General features: G+C 69.5%; 2 protein-coding genes. Both read left to right on the top strand.

The features are described from left to right. Window positions 1-421 (top strand): acyl-CoA dehydrogenase family protein (locus CCN39_RS33615; protein ID WP_279629598.1); only part of this gene is annotated, 421 nt, incomplete at its 5' end. A gap of 22 nt (window positions 422-443) precedes the next feature. Further along, window positions 444-1336 (top strand): acyl-CoA dehydrogenase family protein (locus CCN39_RS33610; RefSeq protein WP_086848878.1); only part of this gene is annotated, 893 nt, incomplete at its 3' end.

Raw genomic sequence — 1336 nt, 5'->3', positions numbered from 1 at the left:
GAGCCGCGACAGCCGGACGACCTCGGCGAAGACGTCCGCCTTGCCGCCGCCGAGCAGCGCGCCCGCGGGCACCGCGAAGGCCGTTCTCGACTACGTCGTCCCCTACGTCAACGAGCGGACCGCGTTCGGCGAGCCGATCAGCCACCGGCAGGCGGTGGCGTTCTCCGTCGCCGACATCGCGATCGAGCTGGAGGGCCTGCGGCTGGTGACGCTGCGCGCCGCGGCGCGGGCCGAGCAGGGCAAGTCCTACGCCCGCGAGGTAGCGCTGGCGCGGAAGCTGGCCGTGGACAAGGGCATGCAGATCGGCAACGCGGGCGTGCAGCTGCTCGGCGGGCACGGCTTCGTCAAGGAGCACCCGGTCGAGCGCTGGTACCGGGACCTGCGGGCCATCGGCGTCATGGAAGGCGCCGTCCTTCTCTAGGCTTCGGAAAGGCTTTGGACCAATGATCAACCTGGAAGTCCCCAAGAAGGCCGGCGCGCTGATCAACCAGGCGTACCAGGCCGCGGCCGAGGTGTTCCGGCCGATCTCGCGCAAGTACGACCGCGCGGAACACACGTACCCGAGCGAACTGGACATGTTCGCGGCGCTGCTGGACGGCCTGAATTCGTCCGGCGAGGGCGGCGCGGGCGCGGCGGGGGTGCGCCGTTCCGGCTCCGACGATTCGGCCAAGGGCAACCGCAACGGTGCCAACCTGAACGTCGTCCTCGGCACGATCGAGATGTGCTGGGGCGACGTCGGCCTGCTGCTGTCGATGCCGCGCCAGGGCCTCGGCAACGCGGCGATCAGCTCGGTGGCGACGGACGAGCAGCTCGAGCGCTTCTCGGGCATGTGGGCGGCAATGGCGATCACCGAGCCGGCATTCGGTTCGGACTCGGCGGCGGTCAGCACGACGGCTCGTCTCGACGGCGACCACTACGTGATCAACGGCGAGAAGATCTTCGTGACGTCGGGCGAGCGCGCGGACGCGGTGGTCGTCTGGGCGACTTTGGACAAGTCCAAGGGCCGTGCCGCGATCAAGTCGTTCGTGGTCGAGAAGGGCACGCCGGGCTTCGAGGTGGTGCGCACCGAGCACAAGCTGGGCATCCGCGCCTCCGACACGGCGGTGCTGCGCTTCGAGAACTGCCGCGTGCCTCGCGAAAACCTCCTGGGCACGCCGGAGATCGACACGAAAAAGGGTTTCGCGGGCGTCATGCAGACGTTCGACAACACCCGCCCCCTGGTGGCGGCAATGGCGATCGGCGTAGCCCGCGCGGCGCTCGACGAGACGCGCAAGATCTTGACGTCCGCGGGTGTCACCATCGACTACGACCGCCCGGCGAACAGCCAGCACGCGGC

It is taken from the genome of Amycolatopsis kentuckyensis (assembly GCF_002155975.1).
Taxonomy (GTDB): domain Bacteria; phylum Actinomycetota; class Actinomycetes; order Mycobacteriales; family Pseudonocardiaceae; genus Amycolatopsis; species Amycolatopsis kentuckyensis.
The sequence above is the reverse complement of the archived record's forward strand: the minus strand, read 5'-3'. Positions and strand labels throughout refer to the sequence as shown.